Annotated in this window: 18 protein-coding genes and 1 pseudogene; 13 read left to right on the top strand and 6 right to left on the bottom strand. The window is 67.6% G+C overall.

What is annotated here, in order from left to right:
- Nucleotides 1-23: 23 nt before the first annotated feature.
- From AC1DXV_RS15900 to AC1DXV_RS15890, 3 genes are all read right to left on the bottom strand, one after another.
- On the bottom strand, nt 24-875 hold the full coding sequence (locus AC1DXV_RS15900; RefSeq protein WP_477934439.1) for a CPBP family intramembrane glutamic endopeptidase: 852 nt from the start codon (nt 873-875) through the stop codon (nt 24-26).
- 110 nt (nt 876-985) lie between these two features.
- On the bottom strand, nt 986-2062 hold the full coding sequence (locus AC1DXV_RS15895; protein WP_477869627.1) for an alkene reductase: 1077 nt from the start codon (nt 2060-2062) through the stop codon (nt 986-988).
- Between the two features lie 91 nt (nt 2063-2153).
- On the bottom strand, nt 2154-3326 hold the full coding sequence (locus tag AC1DXV_RS15890) for a protein kinase family protein (RefSeq protein WP_477934437.1): 1173 nt from the start codon (nt 3324-3326) through the stop codon (nt 2154-2156).
- Between the two features lie 75 nt (nt 3327-3401).
- Here AC1DXV_RS15890 and AC1DXV_RS15885 point away from each other — a divergent pair, with 75 nt between their 5' ends.
- The 13 genes from AC1DXV_RS15885 (at nt 3402) to AC1DXV_RS15825 (ending at nt 21905) form a co-directional block, all read left to right on the top strand.
- Nucleotides 3402-4436 carry a substrate-binding domain-containing protein gene (locus AC1DXV_RS15885; protein WP_477934435.1) on the top strand — a complete coding sequence of 345 codons (1035 nt, stop codon included), beginning with the start codon at nt 3402-3404 and terminating at the stop codon, nt 4434-4436.
- Between the two features lie 46 nt (nt 4437-4482).
- Nucleotides 4483-5898 carry a hypothetical protein gene (locus AC1DXV_RS15880; protein ID WP_477934433.1) on the top strand — a complete coding sequence of 472 codons (1416 nt, stop codon included), beginning with the start codon at nt 4483-4485 and terminating at the stop codon, nt 5896-5898.
- Between the two features lie 178 nt (nt 5899-6076).
- On the top strand, nt 6077-7921 hold the full coding sequence (locus tag AC1DXV_RS15875) for a leucine-rich repeat domain-containing protein (protein ID WP_477869709.1): 1845 nt from the start codon (nt 6077-6079) through the stop codon (nt 7919-7921).
- Between the two features lie 140 nt (nt 7922-8061).
- Nucleotides 8062-9768: an alpha-glucosidase gene (locus AC1DXV_RS15870; protein ID WP_477934431.1), complete on the top strand. Its 1707-nt coding sequence runs from the start codon at nt 8062-8064 to the stop codon at nt 9766-9768.
- A 13-nt stretch (nt 9769-9781) separates the two neighbouring features.
- Entirely contained in the window at nt 9782-10924 is a 1143-nt protein-coding gene (locus AC1DXV_RS15865; protein WP_477934429.1) for an ABC transporter ATP-binding protein, read from the top strand.
- On the top strand, nt 10921-12126 hold the full coding sequence (gene malE, locus AC1DXV_RS15860; protein WP_477868177.1) for a maltose/maltodextrin ABC transporter substrate-binding protein MalE: 1206 nt from the start codon (nt 10921-10923) through the stop codon (nt 12124-12126). The genes AC1DXV_RS15865 and malE overlap by 4 nt, the downstream gene beginning before the upstream one ends.
- Before the next feature lie 22 nt (nt 12127-12148).
- On the top strand, nt 12149-13678 hold the full coding sequence (gene malF / locus AC1DXV_RS15855) for a maltose ABC transporter permease MalF (protein WP_477868175.1): 1530 nt from the start codon (nt 12149-12151) through the stop codon (nt 13676-13678).
- A 5-nt stretch (nt 13679-13683) separates the two neighbouring features.
- Nucleotides 13684-14574 (top strand): maltose ABC transporter permease MalG, encoded by an 891-nt coding sequence (gene malG / locus AC1DXV_RS15850; RefSeq protein ID WP_477868173.1) that lies wholly within the window; start codon nt 13684-13686, stop codon nt 14572-14574.
- A complete protein-coding gene (locus AC1DXV_RS15845; protein WP_477868171.1) occupies nt 14571-16328 on the top strand; it encodes an alpha-amylase family glycosyl hydrolase in 1758 nt (585 codons plus the stop codon). The genes malG and AC1DXV_RS15845 overlap by 4 nt, the downstream gene beginning before the upstream one ends.
- Nucleotides 16325-18184 (top strand): glucokinase, encoded by a 1860-nt coding sequence (gene glk / locus AC1DXV_RS15840; RefSeq protein WP_477934427.1) that lies wholly within the window; start codon nt 16325-16327, stop codon nt 18182-18184. The genes AC1DXV_RS15845 and glk overlap by 4 nt, the downstream gene beginning before the upstream one ends.
- 116 nt (nt 18185-18300) lie before the next feature.
- The gene (locus tag AC1DXV_RS15835; protein WP_477867948.1) at nt 18301-19233 is read left to right on the top strand and encodes a LysR substrate-binding domain-containing protein; all 933 of its coding nucleotides are present in this window, start codon (nt 18301-18303) and stop codon (nt 19231-19233) included.
- Nucleotides 19234-19328: 95 nt separating this feature from the next.
- Entirely contained in the window at nt 19329-20873 is a 1545-nt protein-coding gene (locus AC1DXV_RS15830; RefSeq protein WP_477867946.1) for a catalase, read from the top strand.
- A 111-nt stretch (nt 20874-20984) separates the two neighbouring features.
- A complete protein-coding gene (locus tag AC1DXV_RS15825; protein WP_477934425.1) occupies nt 20985-21905 on the top strand; it encodes an NAD(P)/FAD-dependent oxidoreductase in 921 nt (306 codons plus the stop codon).
- Nucleotides 21906-21924: 19 nt separating this feature from the next.
- On the opposite strand, the gene AC1DXV_RS15820 is transcribed toward AC1DXV_RS15825, so the two are convergent.
- The 3 genes and pseudogenes from AC1DXV_RS15820 to AC1DXV_RS15810 all read right to left on the bottom strand — a co-directional run.
- On the bottom strand, nt 21925-22236 hold the full coding sequence (locus tag AC1DXV_RS15820; RefSeq protein ID WP_477934423.1) for an antitoxin Xre/MbcA/ParS toxin-binding domain-containing protein: 312 nt from the start codon (nt 22234-22236) through the stop codon (nt 21925-21927).
- Between the two features lie 337 nt (nt 22237-22573).
- Nucleotides 22574-25423 carry an RHS repeat-associated core domain-containing protein gene (locus AC1DXV_RS15815; RefSeq protein WP_477934421.1) on the bottom strand — a complete coding sequence of 950 codons (2850 nt, stop codon included), beginning with the start codon at nt 25421-25423 and terminating at the stop codon, nt 22574-22576.
- A gap of 295 nt (nt 25424-25718) precedes the next feature.
- Nucleotides 25719-26541, bottom strand: a pseudogene (locus tag AC1DXV_RS15810) (IS481 family transposase); the annotation flags it as partial.

Genomic DNA, 26541 nt, shown 5'->3' with positions numbered 1-26541 from the left:
GCCCGAAGCTCTGATTCAAGCCTTCAGCGGCCTGCGAGGGCCGGGTAGGTGAAGAGCAGGAAGTGCGTCGCGTTGAGCGCGAAGTGCACCAGCACCGCCGCCTCGATGCGGCGCGTGCGCGCGTACGCCGTCGCATAGCCGAGGCCAGCCAGGCCCGCGAGCAGCGCGCCGACCGGGCCGCCGGCGAGGTGGGCCAGCCCGAACAGCCCGGCCGACAGCGCGACGGCCAGGCCCGCCGGCAGCCGGCGATGCAGTTGCTCCTGCAGCAGCCCGCGGAACAGCGCCTCCTCGGCGATGCAGGTCAGCAGCAGGTTGGCGAGCAGGAACTGGATCGCGAGCACCGGCAGCTTCGGCGCGAAGGCGACCTGCTGCACCGACACGGCCAGCGCGAACACCGCCACGGCCGTCGCGGCGAAGGTGAGGCCCGCGGCGGCCAGCGTGCCGCGCCATTCGCGCAGCGTGCCCGCCCGGGGCGCGAACGCGGCCAGCAACAGCAGGCCGGCCGAGCCCTTGTCGAAGTTCAGGTACTGGGTGAAGGGCAGCGCGTCTGCGGTGAAGCGGATGCCGTCGTACAGCTTCGGGTTGCGAAAGCCCGGCACCACGTGCACGAACAGCGCGATCGCGAGCGCCGCGGCCAGCACCATCAGCACGGCACGCAGCCAGCGCGCTTGCGCCCACCGGCTGCCGAAGGCGAAGGCCGCCAGCAGCGCGAGCGCCGCGACCGCGGGTGCCTGCAGCACGCCGCCGGCCCAGGCCGTGGCGATGGCCGCCAGGTGCAGCACCGGCCACAGCGGCAGGCGGCGGCCCGCGACCGGCAGCGGCGGGATCCACACGGCACACAGGGCCGCGCACAGCAGGACGAAGGGGAGGCTCATCGAACGCTCATTGAACGATCAGGCCTCGCTCCAGCGGCGGAACGAAGCACCGGTGCGGGAACGATCGGCGACGGGAGTATCGCGCGATGTTCCCACGACGGCGCCTGTCCTCAGGCCGTCTGCACCGCGTAGTCGGTGTAGCCCTTGGCGCCCGGCGTGTAGAAGGTCGAGAAGTCCGGCGCGGTCAGGGGCGCGTCTTTCTTCAGCCGCTCGACCAGGTCCGGGTTCGAGATGAACGGCCGGCCGAAGGCGACCAGGTCGGACTGGCCGGCCTGCAGCGTCTTCTCGCCGCTCGCGCGGTCGAAGCCGCCGGCCAGGATGAACGGGCCCTTGAAGGCTTCGCGCAGCGCGGCCTTGGTGGCGGCCGGAATCGCGGGCGCGCCCATCGCCGAGTGATCGAGCTCGTGCACGTACAGCAGGCCGATGGCCGACAGCTCCTTCACCAGCGCGACGTACTGCTCGTCGACGCCGTCGAACGGGCCGGTCGCGTTGAACACGCCGTGCGGCGACACGCGGATGCCGACCTTGCCGGCACCGATGCGGTTCGCCACCGCGCGCGCCACTTCGAGCGCGAAGCGGTTGCGGCCGGCCGCGCTGCCGCCATAGCCGTCGGTGCGCTGGTTGACGTTGCCGTTCAGGAACTGCTCGATCAGGTAGCCGTTGGCGCCATGCAGTTCGACGCCGTCGAAGCCGGCCTCGATCGCGAGCTGGGCCGAGGCGGCGTACTCGGCGACCACGTGGTCGATGTCGGCCTGCGTCATCGCACGCGGCGCGCTGTGCGGCTGCATGCCGTTCGAATCGGTGTACATCTCGCCGGGCAGCACGGCAGCGGTCGGGCCGACCACTTCGGCGCCGGCCGGCAGGTTGGCGGCGTGCGAGACGCGGCCGGTGTGCATCAGCTGGATCACGATCTTGCCGCCCTTGGCGTGCACCGCGTCGGTCACCAGCTTCCAGCCGGCGGCGTGGGCAGCGTTGTACAGGCCCGGGATGCGCGCATAGCCGAGGCCGTTCGGCGACGGCGAGGTGCCCTCCGTGATGATCAGCCCGGCGCCGGCGCGCTGGGCGTAGTACTCGGCCATCAAGGCGTTCGGCGTGTTGGCCTCGACCGCGCGGCTGCGCGTCATCGGCGACATCACGATGCGGTTGCGCAGCGACAGCGAGCGGAGGGTGGTCGGTTCGAAGAGCATGGGGCTGTCCTTGGGTCTGGCGGGATGGGTCCGGAATTTGTCCGGAAAGGCCCGCATCGTAGGACCGGCGCCGACCGGCTGTCGGCAGTTGTCAGGAGGCCTTTTCAGGCCGAGGCCATTCGTTCGGACGATGCATGCCTTCGTGGTCTGAGGTAGATGCAGGCAGCTGGAACTCGACCGCCTGCCGGCGCCGTTGCTCGTAGCGTGCGATCAGGCCGGGCCGGTCGAGGGCCGCATCCTCGCCCTGCCAGGCGCCGTGTGCCGCCAGCGCCCCGTGGTGCAGCCGCAGCGCCTGCAGCAGCCAGTCGGCGCGCGCCAGCGTCGCCGGCGTGCAGGTCTGCCCCTTCAGGTCGTCGTCGAGATCGGTGGCGTGTGAGCGCCAGCCCTCGCGCAGGTACAGGTCGGCCAACGGCCSGGCGAGCGCGGCGCGCCACGCGCTGCAGATGCCGTCCAGCCACTGCAGCACCGTGGCCGTGGCGCCGTCGGCAGCCAGCTGGCTGCGCAGGCGCTCGTACGCGTCGAGTGCGATCGCCTTCTCCATGCGGAAGGCGCGCAGCGCGGCGTCCGCACCATGGCGGCTCTCCAGCTGCAGCAGCCAGCCGAACACGTGGCGCGATTCGATGCGCTCGGCCAGGTGGTGCTGCGGCGCGCTCAGGCCGGTGCCGGCGCTGTTGAAATGCCGCAGCGGGTCGAAGCGATAGAGGTAGCCGTAGTCGAACAGCCAGACCTGCCGCGCGTCGCGCAACACGTTGCCGGGGCAGAAGTCCCATTCGAAGAAGCCGGCGCGCAGCAGCGCGAGGCCGCTGTCGAACAGCTGGCGCAGCCCGGCCTCGTCCCAGTCCTGGACCGGTTTGCCGGCGATCCATGGCGACACGATCAAGCCCTGCTTCAGCGACGCGTAGACGGTCGGGCTCAGGCCGGGGCGTTGCAACGCGGGCAGGGCGGCCATCTCCGAGCGGCGCTGCACCTCGTTGAGGAACGAGGTCTGGCCGTCGACACCTTGCACCTTGCAGGCGCTGCGCGCGCGCTTGACGGCCCAGTCGCGGCCGCCGACGTGCACGCGGAACACCTCGGCGGTGAGTCCGCTGTCGTGCAGCTCGCGCACCGCGGGATGGCGGGCGTCGAGCCGCATCAGTTCGGCGGGCGGCAGCGGGCAGTCGGCGGCGTGGCCGACCACGAGGTCGCGGCCGGACGCCACCCAGTCGAGCTGGCGCTGGCGCCGCAGGTGTTCGATGTCGGTGTTGATGCTGGGCAGGTTCGTCATGGCGGGCCGGATTCTGCCGGGTGCGACGCTATAGTCAACGCGCCCTGTCAGCCGCCCGCCTGTATTTCCGATCCGATGTCGAAACCTGTTCCCGAACGTTCGCGACTCACGCTGGCCGATGTGGCCGCGAGCCTGGGCGTGAGCCGCACGACGGTGTCGAACGCGTTCAACCGGCCGGAGCAGTTGTCGAAGGACCTGCGCGAATCCATCCTCGCCCGCTCGCGCGAGCTCGGCTACTACGGGCCCGACACGATGGCCCGCGCGCTGCGGCGGCGCGAACTGCGCGAGGTGGCGGTGGTGTTCCACCACGACCTGCGCTATGCGTTCGGCGACGAGCTGAGCCTCGACTTCCTGCGCGGCGTCACGCGCCAGCTCGACCTGCGCGGGCTGAGCCTGCAGCTGATCCCGAAGCTCGGCCGCCAGCTGCTGCTGCAGGCCGCGTTCCAGACCACGGCCGATGCGCTGATCGTGCATGCCGAGATCGGCCCCGAGGTGGTGCCGCAGGTGCAGGCGGCGCACAAGCCGATCGTGCTGGTCGACACGCAGGTGCCGGGCACGCCGTCGGTCTGCCTCGATGACCGCCAGGGCGCGGCGCTCGCGATGGGCCATGCGCTGGCCGCGCGGCCCGATGCGGTGCTGGTGATCACGTTCCCGCTCGACGATGCCGAGCGTGCGCGGGCGCTCGGTGTGGAGCCGGATCGAAGCCCGTTCGTCACGTCGGAGCGGCTGAGCGGCTATGCGCAGGCGGTGCGGGCGCAGGGCTTCGACGAGCGGCGGGTGTTCTGGGCGCCGGTCGACGACAGCGAGCCCGAGGCCGCGGCCRCGCAGGCGGCGCAGGCGATGCGCGAGCGGCTCGCGCCGTACCGCCGGATCGCGCTGGTGGCGATGAGCGACCGCATGGCGCTCGCGGCGCGCAGCGTGATCGTCGACTGGCCCGGCACCACGCTGGTGGCGGCGGTCGGCTTCGACGACATCGCGGCGGCCCGCGCGGCCGGGCTGACGACGATCCGGCAGAACGCGGTCGTGAAGGGCGAGACGGCGGTGCGCATCGTGCTCGACGGGGAGGATTCGGTGCTGCTGCCGCTGGAGTTGATCGTTCGCGATACGTAGTCCGTTTGGCAACTGTCCGCGGCGTGGCGGAACCGTCGACGCGGCGATGGCACTCACCCTCGTTGTCAACGAGGCGGGAGTGCCATCGAAGGCGGCGCTGATGTGGCTGATCGGTACCCACTTGACGGAAGGCAGGAAGGGCGCGCTGATCGCACTGATCAACAAGTTCGAAGTTCCGTTTGTTGGCGTTCGAGTACGAACAAGTCAGTCCGTCGGAATTCTCATTGCACTGTTCAACGCGTGTCCATCCTTGCGTGGTCTCGGCCTGATCAAGGCGCATCTCCATGTAGACGAAGCGCAAGAGCTTGCATCGTCCCTGGCGGGTTGCAGGCAAGTGGCCATGCTGGAGGTTGTTGTCTTGCGAGATCTCGCCCAAGGCCTGGCGGATCATCGCCGACAGACTTCCCGACATGCACGGGCTGGAGTGCCTGCATGTTCAAGCCAAGGTGGGGCCATGGTTGCCGGGTTTGAGCGAAGGCATTGCCCGCAGTTTGTCGCTGACTTCACTCGAGCTCTCCTTGTCGGGCCTCGAGAGGGGGGCGCGGCATTGTTGGGCGAGGCCCTGCGGGGCAATCGCTCTCTGACAAGCCTGGCGTTCGATGTGAAGGCGGGCTGCGACGTGGCCGAATCCTTCATGAAGGGGCTCGTCGAGCCCGCTGAGTACCACCGCGAACACGATCCATTGCCTCGGCTGGCCAAGCTCAGGCTGGTGGCTCATCCGCCCACGAGGAACGAGGCGCAGCAGTTTGTCGCCGAGATGTCATTCAGCGGGGCGTTTTGTGATCTTCTGGTCCGGCAGATCAAGGCCAGAAGCGCATTGGGCTTCGTCCGCATCGAGCCGGGCATCTTCATCGGCAAGCGCCGAGTGGGTGTCCTCGGGAAAGCGCTGCGCAAGTATCAGAGTCTGGCGGCTTCGTCCGTTGCGTTGAAGGCGGCGGCGAAGGCGCTGTTGTCCAGCATTCCGGTGCTGGGCGGATCGTTGCCCCGGGACATCGTTCGCCAGATCGTGCCGCGGATGATGGGCGACGACGGTTCGTTGCGGCAACGGTGGGCTCGCCATGGTTGGATCCAGGTGAACCGGGTTGCATACAAGGCTGCCGTCAAGGTGCGCAGCAAGGAGTGCGTGGATTCGCTCGTGACGCCCAAGGGAAAGGTCCAACATCCTGTGGTTTCCACAGACGACCTCATGAGACTGGAGTTGTCCGGGATTCCGCTGCATGACCGAGACCGTGCTCGCTTGAGCAAAGCATTCTCCCCGTCGATGGAGGGCAAGTACACCCGACGAGCGGCGAACGCGTTCATCGTCGAGCACATGGCATTGGCAAAGCACCTCCTGAAGCACCGCAACCCCGATGGCGCGTTGTTCGCCCTGCAAGCCTTGCAACGGGTTGCCAAGGCGTACCAGCTTGAAGAGCCGCTTGGGTTGGGAATTCTGAGGGCTCGCATTGCGCTGAAACGATGAGGTGAGCGGGTCCGGCGCGGTCACGAATCGGCGCTGCCGCTGGAGCCGGAACGAAACGGCGTGCGGGCGTCACTCAGCCCACTCTTGCACTTCGGGACAGTTCATGGACGGCCTACGAAACCGCAGCCACGGCACGAGCAGTCGGCAACGTTTGCCCCAGTCGACGCAGGACTTGTCGATGTCGCAAATGCTGGAAGCGGCGGGCGAAACCGTCCCCGATGGTCTGCACGATGCGATCCAGGCCCTGGATCAAGGGACGGGGTGGAACCAGTCGAAGAAGGCGGAGGAATGGGTCGTGAATGCGTGCCTGCGGGCGCAGCGATCCCCTCTGCTGGCGGGGAAGATCAACCAACATGGTGTCGAGCGCCTGACCGGCATCCGTCAAGGCGTGGGGAGCGTCGCTGAGCTGTTGCAGGAATGTCCGTCCCTCGCTCATATCGAGTTCTTCAGCGCTGCGATCAGTGACGACGAAGCGTTGGCCCTGGTGTCGGCGCTTGGACGTCGCTCAGGTGTCGTGAGCCTGGCCTTCCGCCAGTGCGAGATGTCGAACGTCGCACTGTCCGCTTTGGCCGACGGGCTTCCAGAGATGCACCACTTGCAAACCTTGCGCATCGAAGCGCGCAGCGGAACGTGGTTGGGCACGCTGGGTCACTGCATGGCAGCCCACACGACATTGACTTCGCTCGTCCTCCAGATCCTGAACCTGGGCGCACGCGGGGCATTGGAGCTCGGCAAGAGTTTGCGGGGCAGCCGCACGCTGACAATGCTGGAGGTCCACGTGACGTCCTCCAATGCGCTCACGTCCTTGCTGAAAGGGCTTGCGTCCACAGAAGAATCTGACATCGATGACGGGTCGTTTCGCGTGGTTGAACAACCCTCTGCATTGCCTTGCCTGTCCCGCCTCGATCTGCGTTCCCATGCCCGGTTGGACGGCGCGTTCTGCGATGCATTGAGTGAATGCATCGGAACTCGCAAGGCGCTCGCGAGCATCCGCATTCGGCCCGGTGTGGAGGCGCTCGATGAGCCGATCGCCAGACTCTGCACGGCCATCGAGAACAGCGACGTGAAGATCGACTTCGACGCCGGCACGATGCCGGAGCCGCTGGCGGGGCTGGCGAAGTTTCGCCCCTATCAGCAACTGATTCTTCCTGCAGACACACCGGTCGTGATTGCACGCCAGCTGCTGAAGAGCTTGCCGGGCTGGCGCACTTTGCCCGGTGAGTTGAAGGAGAAGATCGAAGGCCATCTGTTCGGCAATGGCTCGCTGCGCGAACTCTGGCCCCTGCTCGGTCTGTTGAGCCTCGGCAAGGAAGTGTGCAGATTTGTGATGGGCATCCGCGGTGCCATTGACTGCAAGCGGTTCTCCGCACCGATGGGGCGCCTAGACCTGCCCTATGAGCCTGATCTCGACGCCTTCATGCAGTTCTGGCGCCTGCAGCTTTCCGGATTCGAGCTTGGCGATTCCGATGCACTGGTGCTGCCGGAGTGGCAGCTGACGTCGATGAAATCGTCCGGGTTGTCACGTGACCAGCTTGGGTTTCGCCGCAAGCTGAATGAAGTCGGAGAGCAGTTCGTTGGCGAGCAGCTGGGATGGGTCAGTCGGTGGATCGACGAGGGAAATGACGATGCAGCCGCCTTCGCGCTGAACTCCCTGCAGCGATTGGCACGGGAGCACGGCTTTGACCACGAGGGCAAGGCGGGCGAACTGCACAAGCGGCTGGTGCTCGGCGAGGTGCGCGGCCATCGGCGGATGGCCTGTGCCCATCTCGCCAAGTGGATGTTCCTGGGCACGTTGGTCCTGGCCGTCGCCGCTCACTTCTTCGATGTGGTCATGCGCAAGCTGTTCGATCAGGACAGCGCCTATGGAATCGGGGCGCCCATGACGCTCGATGAATCATTCGCTCAACGGCGCTTCGCCGCCAGTTGCATAACGTGGCCGCTCGTGGCGGTCTGGCTCCTGTTCATGCTCAAGGTCGAGTGGGTCGACGCGGTCACGCGCAAGCTCGGGCTGCCGAAGGTGTGAGGGTTTTGCCGACCCGGGATTGAGGGTAAACCCTCTCTTTCTCGATTCAGTTGCCCGCATAAAGTGGCGCCCAACCTGCAGAAGCATCGTATTTGTAGTCAAACTACAACGCTCATGCGGTAGTCCTGAATCCGATCCGCATGACCGACCTCGCCACCGCACCGCGCCACGCACCCGCTGCATCCTCCCCTTCCGCCCGTCGGCCGGCGGCCGACCGCGCCGCCTGGTGGCGGGGTGCGGTGATCTACCAGATCTACCCGCGCAGCTTCGCCGACCACAACGGTGACGGCGTCGGCGACATCGCCGGCATCATCGACCGGCTGCCCTACGTCGCGAGCCTGGGCGTCGACGCGATCTGGGTCTCGCCGTTCTTCCGCTCGCCGATGAAGGACTTCGGCTACGACATCGCCGACTACCGCGATGTCGACCCGCTGTTCGGCACGCTGGCCGATTTCGACCGCCTGATCGCCCGCACCCACGAGCTCGGCCTGAAGCTGATGATCGACCAGGTGCTGTCGCACACCTCCGACCAGCACGACTGGTTCCGCGAGAGCCGCGCGAGCCGCGGCAACCCGAAGGCCGACTGGTATGTGTGGGCCGATCCGCGGCCCGACGGCACGCCGCCCAACAACTGGCTCAGCGTGTTCGGCGGTTCGGCCTGGCAGTGGGATTCGCGCCGGCGCCAGTACTACCTGCACAACTTCCTCGCGAGCCAGCCCGACCTGAACTTCCACTGCCCCGAGGTGCAGGACCAGGTGCTGGCCGACATCCGCTTCTGGCTCGAGCGCGGCGTCGACGGCTTCCGCTTCGATGCCTGCATCTTCCACTTCCACGACCGGCTGCTGCGCGACAACCCGCCGGCCGAATCGCGCGACACCCGCAGCGTCGGCGAGAGCAACCCGTACGGCATGCAGCGCCACCTGCACGACAAGACGCAGCCGGAGAACCTCGCGTTCCTGCAGCGCGTGCGGCGGCTGCTCGACGAGCACGGCGCGGCAAGCGTCGGCGAGATCGGCGACGACGATTCGCTGAAGACGATGGCCGACTACACCCGTGGCGGCGACAAGCTGCACATGGCCTACAGCTTCAACCTGCTGACCGCCGAGCGCAGCGCCGCCTACATCCGCCAGCAGGTCGAAGACCTCGAGGCACAGATGCACGATGGCTGGGCCAGCTGGTCGTTCGGCAACCACGACGTGCCGCGCGTGCTGACGCGCTGGGGCGGCCCGGGCGCCGACCTGGCCTACGCGAAGGTCGCGACTGCCATGCTGGTGAGCCTGCGCGGCAGCGTCTGCTGGTGGCAGGGCGACGAGCTCGGGCTGACCGAGGCCGAGATCCCGTTCGAGCAGGTGCAGGACCCGTACGGCCTCGCGTTCTGGCCAGAGTTCAAGGGCCGCGACGGCTGCCGCACGCCGATGCCGTGGGTGCATTCGCAGCCGCACGCCGGCTTCAGCCAGGGCCGCGCGGTGCAGCCGTGGCTGCCGGTGCCGGCCGAGCACGCGGCGCGCGCGGTCGACGTCAACGAGCGCGATCCCGCCTYGCCGCTGAACTTCATGCGCCGGCTGCTGGCCTGGCGCCGGCAGCAGCCGGCGCTGGTCAGCGGCGACATCCGCTTCATCGATGCGCCGGAGCCGGTGCTGGCATTCGTTCGCTCGCCGGAGGCGGGCGTCAATGGGGCCTCGCTGCTGTGCGTGTTCAACCTCGGGAGCGAGCCGCTCACGGTGGATCTCGACGCGCCGGCGACGACGGTCGTCGCGGCGCAGCTCGATGCGGCGCTGCAGGGGGCGCGCAGCGGGCGGCGTTTCACACTGCCGGCGCACGGCTTGTACTTCGGCGAACTGGCCTGATCGCGAACGCAGCATGGCTCACCTGCAACTGAAGTCGCTGCGCAAGGCGTTCGACGRCGTCGTCATCCTGCACGGCGTGGACCTCGAGGTCCGCGATGGMGAGTTCCTGGTGTTCGTCGGCCCGTCGGGCTGCGGCAAGTCGACGCTGCTGCGCTGCATCGCCGGCCTCGAAGACATCACCGCGGGCGAGCTGTACATCGGCGGCGMACTCGTCAACGACGTGCCGCCGGCCAAACGCGGCATCGCGATGGTGTTCCAGAGCTACGCGCTGTACCCGCACATGACGGTCGCCGAGAACATGGCCTTCGGGCTGCGGCTGGCCGGCTATTCSAAGGACGAGATGCGCGCGGCCGTGAGCCGCGCGGCGCAGGTGCTGCAGATCGAGCACCTGCTGGAGCGCAAGCCCAAGGCCTTGTCCGGCGGCCAGCGCCAGCGCGTGGCCATCGGCCGYGCGATCGTGCGCAAGCCSGGCGTGTTCCTGTTCGACGARCCGCTGTCGAACCTGGATGCSGCRCTGCGCGTGCAGATGCGCGTGGARCTCTCGCGCCTGCACCAGGAACTGAAGACCACGATGGTCTACGTGACGCACGACCAGGTGGAGGCGATGACGCTGGCGCATCGCATCGTCGTGCTCAACGCGGGCCGCATCGAACAGGTGGGCACGCCGATGGAGCTGTACCACCGGCCGGTGAACCGCTTCGTCGCCGGCTTCATCGGCTCGCCGAAGATGAACTTCATCGAAGGCAAGTTGCTGGGTGCGGACGACGGCCTGGCCCGCATCGCGCTGGCCGACGGCTCGACCGTGACGGTGCAGGCCGACACCGCATCACTGGCCGCCGGTGCCACGGTCACCGTGGGCCTGCGCCCCGAGCACGTCGACGCTGCCAGCACGCCCACCCCCCCGCAGGCGATGCGCGCGCACGTGCAACTGGCCGAGCACCTGGGCGACATCACCTACCTGCACGTGACCTTGACCGGCCTGGATTCGTCAACGAGAAGCGAGGCGATGACGATCCGCACCGCGCCGGAGAACCCGCTGAAGACGGGCGACACCGCGTATTTGAGTTTCCCGCCGCAGCGCGGCTTCCTGTTCGACGAGCAGGGGCGCACGCTCTTTTCATCACCACAACACACACCACCCGGAGACACACGATGAACACCAAGCGACATCACCTGAAGCTGCTCGCCGGCGCCGCGATCCTGGCGCTGGCCGGCACTGCCCTGCCTTTGGTCAGCCACGCCGCCGAGCCCGGCAAGCTGCTGATCTGGATCAACGGCGACAAGGGCTACAACGGCCTGGCCAAGGTGGGCGAGGAGTTCACCGCCAAGACGGGGGTGCAGGTGGTGGTGGAGCACCCGGAGGACGCGCCGAACAAGTTCCAGCAGGCGGCCGCGGCCGGCAAGGGCCCGGACATCTGGATCTGGCCGCACGACCGCATCGGCGAGTGGATCGCCGGCGGGCTGCTGCAGCCGGTTGCGCCGAGCAAGAAGGTGCTGGCCGACCTGGACCCGCTGGCCGTCAAGGCGTTCGCGGTGGGCGGCAAGCAATGGGGCTACCCGATGTCGATCGAGGCGGTCTCGCTGGTCTACAACAAGGCGCTGGTGCCGACCCCGCCGAAGACCTTCGACGAGGTGATCGCGCTCGACAAGAAGCTCTCGGCCTCCGGCAAGAAGGCGATCCTCTGGGACTACAACAACACCTACTTCACGTGGCCGCTGCTGGCCGCCGGTGGCGGCTACCCGTTCAAGCTGAAGGCCGACGGCAACTTCGACCCGGCCGACACCGGCGTCAACAACGCCGGYGCSYTGAAGGGCGCGGAGCTGCTGAGCAAGCTCGTGAAGGACGGCGTGATGACCAAGGGTGCCGGCTACGCCGAGATGGARGCGGGCATGGCGCAGGGCAAGGTCGCGATGATGATCAACGGCCCGTGGTCGTGGGACAACCTCAAGAAGGCCAACATCGACTTCGGTGTCGCCAAGATCCCGAGCGTCAACGGCAAGAAGGCCGCGCCCTTCGTCGGCGTGCTGGGCGCGATGATCTCCAAGGCCTCGCCGAACCGCGACGTGGCGGTGGAGTTCATCGAGAACTTCATGCTCGCGCCGAAGGGSCTGAAGACGATCAACGACGACGTGCCGCTGGGGACGCCGGCGAGCAAGGCGCTGTTCGCCGAGCTGAAGAGCAACGCGAACATCCAGGCGACGATGGCCAGCGCSCAGGACGGCGCGCCGATGCCCAACAACCCGGAGATGGGGCGCTTCTGGTCGTCGATGGAGTCGGCGCTGAAGAACATGACCGAGGGCCGCCAGCAGCCGAAGGAGGCGCTGGACGCCGCGGCCAAGCGGATCACGGCCAAGTAATCCACGCAGGCACCCGAAGACGATGAAGTACCGGCTGCGCCCCGGCCCGGCCCTGCTCGCGCTCGTGCTGGTCGCGGCGCTGTACGTGGTCGCGATGGTCTACGCGGCCGGSCAGACGCTCTTGGCCGGCACGATGCTCGCGATCACCGCGCTCGCGCTGTGGGTCTACAGCKCGGCGAAGACCTACGCCTGGCGCTACCTGTTCCCCGGCATCGCCGCGGCGCTGGTCTTYGTCGTCTTCCCGATGGTCTACACGATGGCCATCGGGTTCACCAACTACAGCTCGCGCAACCTGCTGGAGTTCCCGCGGGCGACGCAGTACTTCCTGGACGAGACCTTCCACGGCGGCGAGGGCGCGAGCTAYGCGTTCACGCTGCATGAGGACGGGCCGGAGTTCCGCTTGCGGCTGGAAGACGCGGACAGCGGCAAGGCGTGGGTCAGCGGCCGGCTCGCGCTKGCRACSACCACGCCGCKGGARRTSAAGCTSSMGCCGCAAGACCCGGCGCAGGCCCCGCTGGCCGAGCCGGCGCCACTCAAGACCGTGATCGSCMRGCAGAAGMACCTGCAGGCGCTGACCCTGCGCCTTCCCGACAGCGACCTCAAGCTCGTGATGACCGGCCTGCGCCAGTTCGGCGCCGTGCAGCCGCTGTACAARCGCARCSCCGACGGCTCGCTCGTGAACCAGCAGACGAACGCCGTGCTGCGCCCGAACATGACCAGCGGCTTCTACGAGACCGAGGCCGGCGAGCGCCTGCAGCCCGGCTTCCAGGTCGGCGTGGGTTTTGCCAACTACCAGCGCATCTTCACCGACGCCGCGTTCCGCGAGCCCTTCGTGCGCATCTTCCTCTGGACGGTGGTGTTCTCCGCGCTCACCGTGTTCTTCGGTGCYGCGCTCGGCATGTTCCTGGCGGTTCTCTTCAACTGGGATGCGCTGCGCTTCAAGGGCCTGTACCGCACGCTGCTGTTCCTGCCGTATGCGGTGCCGGGGTTCATTTCCATCCTGGTGTTCAAGGGCCTGTTCAACAACAATTTCGGCGAGATCAACCTGATCCTCGATGCCCTGTTCGGCATCAAGCCCGCGTGGTTCTCGGACCCGCTGCTGGCCAAGGTGATGCTGCTGATCGTCAACGTGTGGCTGGGCTACCCGTACATGATGGTGATCTGCTCGGGGCTGATCAAGGCGATCCCGGCCGACCTGTACGAGGCCTCGGCGGTGGCCGGGGCCGGGCCRTTCACCAATTTCTGGCGCATCACGCTGCCGTTGATCCTGAAGCCGCTGACGCCGCTGCTGATCTCGGCCTTCGCGTTCAACTTCAACAACTTCGTGCTGATCAGCCTGCTCACCGGCGGGCGGCCCGACTTCCTGGACACCAGCGTGCCGGCCGGCACCACCGACCTGCTGGTGAGCTACACCTACCGCATCGCGTTCCAGGATTCGGGCCAGCAGTTCGGGCTCGCGGCGGCGATCTCCACCGTCATCTTCGCGATGGTGGCGGTGATCTCGCTGGTGCAGATGCGCCTCACGAAGATCTCCAAGGACGAATCGAGGTAAACCAGATGGCCATCGTCCTCGACAAGAGCCACCGCTGGCGCGTGCTGGCCGCGCACGCGTTCCTGATCGCGCTCGTCGCGCTGGTGATCTTCCCGTTCCTGATGATCCTGTCGATCTCGCTGCGCCCGGGCAACTTCGCCGCCGGCAGCCTGATCCCCGAGACCATCAGCTTCGAGCACTGGAAGCTGGCGCTGGGGATCTCCTACACCGCGCCCGACGGGCGCCTCGTGAAGCCGGATTTCCCGGTGCTGCTGTGGCTGTGGAACTCGGTCAAGGTGGCCAGCCTGACCGCGGCGATCACGCTGACGCTGTCGACCACCGCCGCCTATGCCTTCGCGCGCATGCAGTTCCGCGGCAAGCGCATGGCGCTCGGCGGGCTGATGCTGATGCAGATGTTCCCGGCGGTGCTSGCGCTGGTGGCGATCTTCGCGATCTTCGACCGCATCGGCAGCGTGTTCCCGTTCTTCGGCATCGACAGCCACGCCTCGCTGCTGCTCGCGTACTCGGGCGGCATCGCGCTGCACGTGTGGACGATCAAGGGCTACTACGACACGATCCCCGTCGAGATCGAGGAGGCGGCCAAGGTGGATGGCGCAACGCCGTGGCAGGCCTTCCGGCTGGTGCTGCTGCCGATGGCGCTGCCGATCCTGATGGTGGTGTTCCTGCTCGCSTTCATCGGCGCGATCATCGAGTACCCGGTGGCGTCGATCCTGCTGCAYGAAGAGGCCAAGCTGACGCTGGCGGTGGGSTCSAAGCTGTTCCTGTACGACCAGAAGTACCTGTGGGGGGATTTCGCGGCCGCCGCCATCCTGTCGGGGCTGCCGATCACGGTGGTGTTCATCCTCGCGCAGAAGTGGATGATCTCGGGGCTGACCGCAGGAGGTATCAAGGGATGAGGTCCGTCGTCGCCCTGCTGTTGAGTTTGCTGTGGACCCTGCTGGCGGCCTGCACGACCCCCGCGCCTGCACCGAAGCCCCCTGCCCCGCCCGCGATCAGCGGCCCGGTCTCCGTCCCTGGTGCCTTCGCCGACAACGCCATCGTCTACTTCGCCGTCACCGACCGCTTCGCCAACGGCAACCCGGCCAACGACCATGCCTACGGCCGCCAGCGCGAGGCCGATCCGGCTGCCGATGTCGCCACCTTCCACGGCGGCGACCTGAAGGGCATCACGAACAAGCTGAACGAAGGCTGGTTCCGCGAGCTCGGCGTCAACGCGATCTGGATCACCGCGCCGTACGAGCAGATCCACGGCTGGGTGGTCGGCGGTGACAAGGCCTTCAAGCACTACGCCTACCACGGCTACTACGCGCTCGATTACACCGTGCTCGACCAGAACATCGGCACGCCCGACGAGCTGCGCGAGATGGTGAGCGCCGCGCACCGCCAGGGCATCCGCATCCTGTTCGACGTGGTGATGAACCACCCCGGCTACCTCGACCTGCAGACCGCCCGCGAGCTGAACCTCAAGGTGCTGTGGCCGGGCAGCGAGCGCGCGACGCTGCGCGACTACCACGGCTTCATCGACTACAACAGCTTCGCGTTCGCCGACTGGTGGGGCCGCCCGTGGGTGCGCGCCGGCCTGCCCGGCTACCTCGACGGCGGCCGCGACGACCTGACGATGCAGCTCGCCTACCTGCCCGACTTCCGCACCGAGAGCACCGAGCGCGTGAAGCTGCCCACCTTCCTGCGCACCAAGCCCGGCACGCGCGCCCGCGACCTGCCCGACGCGACCGTGCGCGACTACCTCGTGACCTGGCTCAGCGACTGGGTGCGCGAGTACGGCATCGACGGCTTCCGCGCCGACACCGTCAAGCACGTCGAGCCGGCGGCCTGGGCGGCGCTGAAACGATCGGCCACCGCCGCGCTCGCCGACTGGAAGGCCCGCCACCCGGCCGACAAGATCGACGACCAGCCGTTCTGGATGGTCGGCGAATCCTGGGGCCAGGGGCCGGAGCGCAGCCCGCTGGCCGATGCCGGCTTCGATGCGCTGATCAACTTCGAATTCCAGGACCTGGCACCGCAGTTCGCGCAGCCCGACGCGCTGTACAGCCGCTATGCCTCGCTGCTCGCCGGCCGGCCCGGCTGGAACGCGCTGAGCTACGTCTCGTCGCACGACACGCGGCTGTTCGATCGCAGCCGCCTCGCGCTGGCCGGTGCCGCGCTGTTGCTCGCCCCCGGCGCCGTGCAGATCTTCTACGGCGACGAAACCGCGCGCCCGCCCGGCCCGGCACCGGCCTCCGACCCGCAGCAGGCCACCCGCTCCGACATGAACTGGGCCACGCCCGACACCGCGCAGCTCGCGCACTGGCGCCGCCTGGGCAGCTTCCGCGCACGCCATGTCGCGCTGGCACGCGGCGTGCATCGGCAACTGTCGGCCAGCCCCTATGTCTTCAGCCGCGTCGATGCGCAGACCGGCGATGCGGTCGTCGTCGCGATGGCGGTCGACGGCACCGTCACGCTGCCGCTGGGCGCCACCTTCGGCAACGGCGAGGCGCTGCGCGACGCGTACAGCGGCCAGCGCGTCGAAGTGCTCGATGGCCGGGTCACCCTCGCCGCCACCGGCTACGTCCTGCTCGAACGCGCCCCCGCGGCCACGCTGGCCGCCTCCCCCCTCCCATCCCCTTTCGCTGGTGTTGCCCCCCGTCCATGACCATCGACCTCAGCTCCCGCTCGACGCCCTTCACCGACCTGCGGCTGCTGGCCGACATCGGCGCGACCTACGCCCGCTTCTGCATCGAGCCGGCAGCGGGCCAGTTCGAGCACGTGGCGGTGCTGCCGTGCAGCGAACATGCCGGCATCACCGAGGTGATCCAGGCCTACCTCGCGACGGTGCCGGAGCTCACGCCGCGCCATGGCGCCGTGTCGATCGCCAACCCGATCCAGGGCGACCAGGTGCGCATGACCAACCGCGACTGGGCGTTCTCCATCAAGGAGGTGCAGCAGCAGCTGAAGCTGTCGACGCTGCTGGTCGTCAACAACTTCACGGCGCTGGCGATGGCGATTCCCGGCGTCGGCCCGCACGGCCGGCTGAAGGTGGGCGGCGGCGCGCCGCAGGCCAACGGCGTGATCGGGCTGCTCGGGCCGGGCACCGGGCTCGGCGTGTCGGGGTTGATCCCGTCCGGCGACCGCTGGACCACGCTCGCCACCGAGGGCGGCCACGTCAACTTCGCGCCCAGCGACGAGCGCGAGATGCGCGTGCTGCAGCACGCCTGGAAGAGCATGTCGCGGGTGTCGGCCGAGCGGCTGATCTCGGGGCCGGGCATCGAGCTGATCCACCAGGCCCTGCACCCGGCGCCGGGCGGCGGGCGCGAGCTGACGACCGCCGAGATCGTGCAGCGCGCGCTGCAGCACGACGCCGCCTGCCTGGAGACGCTGGAGGTGTTCAGCGGGATGCTGGGCTCGATGGCCTCGGACGTGGCGCTGACGCTCGGCGCCACCGGCGGCATGTACGTCGGCGGCGGCATCGTGCCGCGGCTCGGGCCGCTCTTCGCGCAGGCCGTCTTCCGCGAGCGCTTCGAGGCCAAGGGCCGCATGAGCGACTACGTGGCGCGCATCCCGACCTACCTGCTGACGGCCGAGAACCTGGCGTTCCAGGGCGTCTCGACGCTGCTGTCCGACCACGTGCCCGACGCCGACGGCAGCCACCCGCTGCTCGAACGCGTGCGCGCCTCGGTGACGACGCTGTCGCCGGCCGAGCGGCGTGTCGCGAACTTCGTGCTCGACAACCCACGCACCGCGCTGAACGACCCGATCGCGCTGATCGCACAAGGCGCCGAGGTGAGCCAGCCGACGGTGATCCGCTTCTGCCGCTCGCTCGGTTTCCAGGGGCTGGCGGATTTCAAGCTGAAGCTCGGCTCGGGGCTGACCGGGACGCTGCCGGTGCAGCGCACGCAGGTGCGCCGCCAGGACGGCACCGCCGACCTGTGCGCCAAGGTGCTGGACAACACGATCTCGGCCATCGTGCAGTTCCGCGAGGCCTTGAACGTGGACGCGGTGGACCGCGCGATCTCGCTGCTGCGCGAGGCGCGTCGCGTCGAGTTCTACGCGATGGGCAACTCGGCGATCGTCGCGCTGGATGCGCAGCACAAGCTGTTCCGCTTCCGGATCTCGTCGGTCGCGCACACCGATCCGTCGATGCATTCGATGGCGGCCGAGTTGCTCGGGTCGAGCGACGTGGCGGTGTTCATCTCCAGCTCCGGGCAGCCGCCGGAGCTGTCGCGCGCGGCCGGGCTCGCGATGGAACGCGGCGCGAAGGTGATCGCGATCACCGCCAGCCAGTCGCCGCTCGCGCGCAAGTCGACGGTGTGCATCCCGGTCGAGCACAGCGAGGACGCGAGCACCTTCGTCTCGATGATCTCGCGCATCCTGCACCTGCTGGTGGTCGACATGATGTCGGTCGGCGTCGCGGTGCGGCGGCTGCCGGCGGCGAGCACCGGCAGCGAGGCCGGCACCGCCGACGGCCAGCAGCAGCCGGCACCGGGGGTGCTGATCTCGCACGTGGCCTGACACGGCCGGCGCGAAGTCAAGCCCCTGCGATTCAAATTCCCAATCGGCGCGCATCACAAAAGAAATCGCCGCCCTCCCCCACGCTGGCAATACTCGGCGCGACAAGGGAGACAACGATGACACTGCGCGAACTGCGCTACCTGGTGGCGCTCGCCGAGCACCGCCATTTCGGACACGCGGCCGAGGCCTGCCATGTGACACAACCCACGCTCAGCACCCAGCTGCGCAAGCTCGAGGACTACCTCGGGCTCGCGCTGCTCGATCGCAGCGGCAAGCAGCCGTCGCTGACGCCGATCGGCGAGCTGGTGGTGGAGCGGGCGCGCCGCCTGCTGGCCGAGGCCGACCAGATCCTCGAGCTGAAGAACCTGCGCAGCGGCCCGCTGCAAGGCGCCCTCAACATCGGGCTGATCCCGACGCTCGCCCCCTACTACCTGCCCTGGCTGCTGCCGCTGGTGCGCCAGCGCTACCCGAAGCTGCGGCTGGTGGTGCACGAGGAGATGACGCGCCACCTGGCCGACAAGCTGGCCGACCAGTTGCTCGACGTGGCCATCGTCGCGCTGCCCGGCCCGATGCCGCAGCCCGGCTTCGTCGAGCAGGCGCTGTTCGATGAGCCCTTCTTCGTCGCCGCGCCGCCGCACCACGAGATCGCATCCCACGACGCCGTGCCGCTGGCCGTGCTGGCCGAGCTGAAGCTGCTGCTGCTGACCGACGGGCACTGCCTGCGCGGCCATGCGCTGGAAGCCTGCGGCCAGCATGAGTCGACGCAGGACGACGGCTGCGACTTCCGCGCCAGCAGCCTGGAGACCTTGCGGCAGCTGGTGGCGGCCGGCATGGGCTGCACGCTGATGCCCGCCCTCTCGGTGCGGCGCCGCGGCGACAGCGGCCTGGTGGTGCGGCCGCTGGCGCAAGGGCAATCACGGCGCATCGGCATGGTCTGGCGCGCGGGCCATCCACGCGCCACCGACCTGCAGCTGCTGGCCGATGTGTTGGCAGACGACCTGCCCGAGGGCGTGAGACCGTTGCGCCGCACGCTGGCCACGGCGGCCTGATTGACGCTGTGAATCGAACCCGCTGAAGTTCTCAACTTCCCGCGGAGGGGCCGGCTTCATAAGCTCCACGCACATCGACTTCAGTGGAGCAGAACATGAACAGTCAACTTCGTCGCGGCGCCCTGCCGCTGCTGCTGGCCGTGGCCGCCATCGCCACCACAGCCGCGCAGGCGCAGACATCGCCCCCCACGCTGACCCGCGACAACGGCGCGCCGGTCGGCGACAACCAGAACTCGCAGACCGCCGGCCCCAACGGGCCGGTGCTGCTGCAGGACGTGCAGCTGATCCAGAAGCTGCAGCGCTTCGACCGCGAGCGCATCCCCGAGCGCGTGGTGCATGCGCGCGGCACCGGTGCGCACGGCGAGTTCGTCGCGAGCGCCGATCTGTCGGCCGTCACCCGCATGAAGCTGTTCACGCCCGGCACGCGCACGCCGGTGTTCGTGCGCTTCTCGACGGTGATCCACGGCAACCACTCGCCCGAGACGCTGCGCGACCCGCGCGGCTTCGCGACCAAGTTCTACAGCAGCGAAGGCAACTGGGACCTGGTCGGCAACAACCTGCCGGTGTTCTTCATCCGCGATGCGATCAAGTTCCCGGACATGGTGCACAGCCTGAAGCCGAGCCCCGACACCAACGTGCAGGACCCGAACCGCTTCTTCGACTTCTTCTCGCAGCAGCCGGAATCGACGCACATGCTGACGCGGCTGTACTCCGACCTCGGCACGCCGGCCAGCTACCGGAACATGGACGGCAACAGCGTGCACGCCTACAAGTTCGTCAATGCGCAGGGCCAGTACACCTACGTGAAGTTCCACTGGAAGACGCTGCAGGGCGAGAAGAACCTGAGTGGCGCCGAGGCCGCGGCGCTGCAGGGCCGCAACTTCAACCATGCGAGCGAGGACCTGATCAACGCGATCACCAGCGGCAACTTCCCGAAGTGGGACCTGTACGTGCAGCTGCTGAAACCCGAGCAGCTCGACGGCTTCGACTTCAACGCGCTGGACGCGACCAAGGTGTGGACCGGCGTGCCCGAGACCAAGGTCGGCACGATGACGCTGAACCGCAACCCGGCCAACATCTTCCAGGAGACCGAGCAGAGCGCGTTCGCGCCGGGCAACCTGGTGCCGGGCATCGAAGCTTCGGAAGACCGGCTGCTGCAGGGGCGGCTGTTCAGCTACAACGACACGCAGTTCCACCGCGTCGGCACCAACGTGCAGCAGTTGCCGATCAATGCGCCGAAGGTGGTGGTGGCCGACAACAACCAGGACGGCAACGCGAATGCCGGGGCGCGCACGGGTCTTGTCAACTACGAGCCGTCGCGGCTGCGGCCGTTGCCGGCCGACGCGGCCTACAAGTCGAGCAGCCTGCCGCTGGCCGGTGGCACGCAGCAGGCGCGCATCGCGAAGACGCTGAACTTCCGGCAGGCCGGCGAGTTCTGGCGCTCGCTGTCGAAGAAGGAGCAATCGAGCCTGATCGCCAACCTGGCCGGCGACCTGGGCCGGGTCGACAACGACGCGGTGAAGTACGCGATGCTGTCGCACTTCTACAAGGCGGACAGCGGCTACGGCAGCGAGATCGCGAAGGCGGTGAAGGCGGACGTGGGACGGGTGCAGCAGGCGGCGGCTGCGCTGCAGGACTGAGCGGGTTTCGCCCCACCGGCGCCGGCTTCGCAAACCGGCGCGTGGCGGACGGGTCGTTCCCGGATGCTGCTTCGGTGYGCCAACGGTGGCGCCCGAGCACAAGGAACGACGATGAACGACGCGGTGGTGATCGGTGGCGGCCCGGCCGGTGCGGCCTGTGCCTTGTGGCTGCACCAGCTGGGGATGGACGTRCTGCTGCTGGAGGCGGGCTCGGCGGTCGGCGGGCTGCAGTTGAACAGCCCGTACACCAACCGCTGGATCCCCGGGCTGCAGGGCAGGACGGGCCAGCAGGTGGCCGCGCAGCTGCAGGATCACCTGGAGTCGGCGAACGTGCCGCACAGCCTTGGCTTCTGGGTCACTGGCATCCGCCCGCGCGCGAGCGGGCTGGGCTGGGAGGTGTCGGGGCGCGGCGCGGTTCATCGGGCGCGCAATGTCGTGATCGCGACCGGATCGAAACCGCGCCGCGGCGGCTTCGTGCCGTCGGACACGGTGGGCATCGGGCCCGGCGTGGCGATGGAGCGGATCGCCGTGGCCGGCAAGCGGGTGGCGATTCTCGGCGGCGGCGACAACGCATTCGACCAGGCCGTCTTCGCCCAGCGGCGTGGCGCGGCCAGCGTCGAGATCTTCTGCCGGCGCCCGCCGCGTGCGCAGGCGTTGCTGCTGAAACAGGTGGCGCCGGAGTGCGTGCACGTCGGGCCGTTCGAGGCGAGCCAGTCGGCGATGACGGTCGACGGACAGGTGTTCGACGTGATCGGCGTGCAGTACGGCTTCGAGGCCAGCATTCCGGCGGKGCTGAGGCTCGCGCTGGACGACGGCTGCATCGAGGTCGACCGCCACGGGGCGGTRCCGGGCCTGCCCGGCTTGTATGCGGCCGGCGAGGTGACGAATTTTCTGCACCCCTGCGTCACGACCGCCTATGCCCACGGCGTGCAGGTGGCCAAGTCGATCCAGAACGCGTCAGCGCTCGAGCGGTGGGTTCAGCCGCGTGTCGATCGACAAGCGGGCTTGCGAGCGTTGGCGGTAGCGGCCTGAGGCACGTTGCAGTTCGAGATCAGTTGTAGACGCCGTGCTCGAAGCGCTCGAGGAACTCGGTGACGAGCTGGGCGCCTTGCAAGGTACGGAGCAATTCGACCGGGCGGGCGCCGTCCAGCCCCATGACGGGCGACGACATCCAGCGCTGCGCCTCCTCTTGCCCGCCGAACAGCTCGGCCGCCTTGGCCAGCGTTTCGGCGGACAGCAAGGTGTTGCTCGCCGGGTGGGCCGGCATCGCCTTCTTTGGTGTTTCGTGTTGACGCGGCAAGATCATGTCTCCTTCACGGTTCCTCAAGCTCGGACTGATGCTGAATGCCGTTTTCGTCGACACGGTAGCGCCATTTGACCTGCAGCAGGCAGCACTCGTTGCGGCAGTAGATGGTCAATCGCGATATTCAAATACCGGCTTTGCGAGTGCCGCCATGTAGAGGTCGCAGTTGCCTCTCAGCTCTTCTATGGTCTCGCCTGCAGGAACCGCGGGGGTCGCGCTGTACCCCTGGATTCTTCCGTCGTCATGGTAGTAAACCTTCGTAGATCGCCAACTCGGCGTCGCGATTCATCGACCTCCGCTTTGGCTCGGATCAATGAGCCCGTCGAATACTGCTTGACTGCCTCGGTGAGCGAGATCACCTGAAGCCCTTTTTTCCAAGAAGTCATCGTAAGTGTCGTCATAGTCCTGTTCCGATGGTTATGGGACGAGGGAAATGTCCGGGGTTGGCACCTGTCGTGCGCGCACCACCCTCGATTACAACTTCCTTTACGCCCTGCTCGCGTCCGAACGCTTTGGCCGCTGACAGCGCTTCCTTCAGTGTTCCATTCCCCTCAATGTGAGCGCCTCTCAAGATGAGTCGGTCTCCGTCCCTGATCACTTCCGCCATAACACGCGCTTCACCCTTGGCAACCGTGAAGGAGACGATTACGACATTGCCTTCCCTCTCGAGGATCTGAACCCCACTCTTTGCGACTATGGATGCTTCCTCGGCAACCGTCGCGGCGCGTCCTAGCCAAATCAGACCACCCTTGATCGTACCAACCGCCGCCCCTTCAGGTGGCAAGGCTTGCAGYGCATGCCCAAAGTCACTCTGGTTGAAATCGTCAAGCTTGTCCGCAACCCGAAGCAAGCCTTCTCCTACGGTGCGCGTGATCGACGATGTAACTCTGCCCGCCGCTCGATCAATATCGGCGTCACTGAGAACTGGACCGCCGGGTGCTCCGATCGCTGYTGCTGGCGCCACTGCGCCTTTTGCGGCTGTTGCTCCTTGCTGTTGATCGTCGGGCGACGTCTTCTCAGGCGTCGTCTTGACCGTCGATTGCGGCGTCGCCGAAGGGCTGGCCAACCGGCTCGGAACGGTGACGCCGTGGCATTTCGGGCGGCAGATGCTGGTCGGATCCCACGTCTTGCTCGCCTGCAGATCCGCCCAGCCACTCGGGTCCGTCCTCGCCAGCGGATCGTTGCGCACGTAGCTGTAGCGGTTGTAGGCCTGCAGGTCCGACGGGTCGCTGACGAGCTGGTCTGTCGACAGGAAGCGGCCGATGGTGGCGTCGTACAAGCGCCCATTCATGTGCGTCAGCCCGATGTCGTCGAGCTGCTCATGGCCGGTGAAGCCGCGGTCGGTGCCGCTGTTGACGGCCTGGCTCCAGTCAATGACGAGCGTGCCAGCCGCGTCGTAGTTGCCGTTGGCGAAGCGCCGCTTGCCGAACGGGTCGTACGCGTCGCGGGCCGTCACGTCGCCGTTGTGGTCCGTCGTCGCTGCAATGCTTCCCAGATGGTCCTTGTGCCAGTACTCCAGTTTCACTGCGCTCAGGCTCGACTGCACGGGCGGTGCGGTCTGCGTGGCGCCGAGTGCTGGCATCGCTCCAGTGGTGACCAGCACACCGAGGCTCTGGCCACCGGCGCTCAGGTAGTGGCGGTTGCTCGTGACGGCCGGGTTCGCGGCGCTCGGGCTCGTCGGTGAGTTGACCTCGCTCTCGAAGGCCAGGCCACCGGTGTTGTCCGGGTGCAGGTACCACGTGGTTCGGGTGCCTGCGTTCGTGCCGCTCGGGATCGTTCGCACCTCGCGGATGCGCGCGTGGTCCTCGTCGTAGTTCCACACGTAGCTCGGGCCACCTGACGGCCCTTGCACGCCCGCTTGGCTGTCCGGCAAGTTGAAACCGGTGTAGGTGATCCCGCGGTACTTGCCTGAACTCGCGCTGGTGATGTTCCCGTTGGCATCGAAGCCGTAGGTGTTGGCTGCGGCGCCTTCGATCGATTGAACGGCGTGAGGTCGAACGGAGGTGGCCCCCTGCGCGCCATAGCTGTACAGCCCCACATCGCTCTTGTAGAGGATGCTGCCCAGCGCGTTGTATTGCAGGCTGACAGTTCGGACCAAACCACTGATCGCAGGAGCAGCCACCGTGTAGCGCTGCAGCCGCCCGAGCGCATCGTGCTCGAAGTTCTCGGTCACCGCGCCTGTGTTGCCATCCCCATTCGCATCGTTGCGGTTCGTCAGCCGCCCCAGGCTGTCCCACACGTAGCCGTGATTCAGCACGTCGGTGGCGTTGCCCTTGCCCGTCGTCAAGCTGCTCGCGCGGCCCGTCGCGGCTTCATGGCCCGACTTGCTCACCACCGCGTTGCTGTACGTCTGCTGCTCCAACCGGTCCCACGCGTTGTAGGCCTGCGCCTGCCACAGCACCGTGCCGGCCGGCAGCGTCGTGCTCGCACCCGGCGTGCCCTCTGGTGTGGCGGGCAACGGGTTCACCGTGACCGCCGTCGCCAGCGACACGCTGCCGAGGAACCCCTTCGGCGTGTAGCCGTAGTTCACCGTCAGCCCGGTCGGCCAGGTCTGCGTTGCCTGCCGGCCGTTCGCGTCATAGTTCAGCGCGCTCGCAAAACTCGGCCCGTTCGCCACCGTCGTGCGGTTGCTGATGAGCCGCCCCAGGCTGTCGTACACCCACTGCTGGCTCATGTCGGTGCTGGCGCTCGTCGCGCACAGCTTGCCGATGCCCATCGTGCAGTTGTCGTAGGTCCAGGTGCTCTGGTACTCCGGCTCGCTGCGCAGCGTCATCCGGCCGAGCACGTCGTACTGCATCGTCGTCTGCCCGCCACGCTGCGCCTGCAGCGGGTTCTGCTGCCGCACGGTCTGGCCGAGCGCGTCGTAGCGGTACTCGATCACCCCGGCGTCCGGGTCGGTCAGCTTGAGCTTGTTGCCCCGCACGTCATAGACGATCGGCACCGAGTTCTGCAGCGCATCCTTCGTCGCCACCAGGTTGCCGAACGCGTCGTGCTGGTGAACGATCTGCGCACCCAGCGGGTCGGTGATGCGGATCGTGCGACCTTCGACGCTGCTCTCCTCGCGGCGCGTGCGGCCCTGGTCGTCGGTGGTGCTGACCACCAGCGCGCCATAGGCCGTGCTCGACAACCGCGCCCTGCGGCTGCCGCGGGCGCCGAAGCTCACGCCCGGCTGGCTGCCCTGGTTGTCGGCGGTGTAGATCTTCAGCACCCGGCCCAGCACGTCGTACTCGGTGCGCGTGAGCCCCACGTCGGCGCTGCCCGCGCTCGTGGACGAACCGCTGTCCAGGAAGTACGGCTGCGTCTGCAGCAGCACCTGGCCCAGGTCGCCGTACTCGGTGTCGGTGACGATCAGCCGGTTCGTGCCGCCGGGTTGTGTTGCGCCGTCGAAGGCCTCGGTGACCTGCCTCAGCACCCGGCACGCATTGATGCGGGCGGGTGTTGCACTTCAGACTTGAGACCGCCTAGCCATTTAGGTCATAGCTATCAAGCCCCGGGAGATCATGAACCCGTTTGCGGAATAACAGCGGCGAACGGGTGCGCTACTGTTTGAGCGCCTGGATGGGGGTCTGATGGTCCAGGGCGCGCTGAGGGATGCGATGGTTGTACGTTTGCACGTAGGCCAGCAGCGTCGTTGCCAATTCGGCCCCGCTTTTGAATCGAGTTTGAGCAATGACATCGCCCACTCGCGCGTTGAAGCGCTCGACCATGCCGTTGGTCTGAGGGTGGCGCGGTGGACACAGCCGATGCTCGATGCCCAGGGCTTTGCAGCGCACGTCGAAGTGATGCCGCCCACTGGGCTGTCGGGCCTTGCTGGTGAAGCGATCGGTGAACTGCGAACCGTTGTCGGTCAGCACCTTCGTGATGGCCATCGGGGCGGCCTCATGCACGCGCTCCAGGAAGTTCACGGCGCTGGCCTCGCTCTGATCGTCGTAGATGCCCACGTGCACCCAGCGGGTGGCGCGATCGATGGCCACGAAGAGATAGCGGCGGTGGCTCTCATCGGGCATCTGTGGCAGGTACTTGATGTCGATGTGCACGAAGCCGGGTTCGTAGTCCTTGAAGGTCTTTGGCGGCTTGGTCGAAGCCTCATCCTGCGGGTTCAGTTCGGCGTGCAGCGCACGCAAATTGCCGACCTCGTGACGCACCAGGCAGCGGTTCAGCGCGGAGCGAGAAACGTCCGCATTGATGAACTCGCGCGTGATGACCAGCAGATCATCCAGCGGCAGCAACAGCATGCGGCGCAACTCGACCACCACAGCTTCCTGGGCGGCCGACAGCGTGGTGCTGAGCTTGTGCGGGCGATGGCTCAGATCAGCAGGCGCCTGCCGGCCCTTCCACTTGCGCACGGTGGCCTTGGTGATGTTG

Source organism: Rhizobacter sp. P3_C12 (genome assembly GCF_056402735.1).
This window is presented reverse-complemented; position numbering and strand designations above follow the sequence as displayed.